Consider the following 243-nt stretch of genomic DNA (forward strand, 5'->3'; position numbering starts at 1 on the left):
ATACGGCCAGTAAATTCGTCGATGATGACCAGTTCGTCATTGCGGACGATATAGTCTTTGTCGAGCTGGAACAGCTTGTGCGCACGCAAAGCATTGTTGAGGTGGTGAACAACAGCCACGTTCTCAACATCATACAGGCTTTCGCCTTTCAGATAGCCGGCAGCATCCAGCAGTTTTTCGATCTTTTCAGTACCGACTTCGGTGAAGATTGCAGTTTTCTGCTTCTCATCGACTTCGTAATCT

General features: G+C 47.3%; 1 protein-coding gene. It reads right to left on the reverse strand.

Features of this window, described 5'->3' with window-relative positions; all coding sequences use genetic code 11:
* Positions 1–243: preprotein translocase subunit SecA (locus HBA93_RS22890; protein ID WP_221724759.1), on the reverse strand; the 243-nt coding region annotated here is incomplete at both ends.

Origin of the sequence: Ochrobactrum sp. SFR4 (assembly GCF_019730395.1) — a bacterium.
In the GTDB taxonomy this organism is placed as follows: domain Bacteria; phylum Pseudomonadota; class Alphaproteobacteria; order Rhizobiales; family Rhizobiaceae; genus Pseudochrobactrum.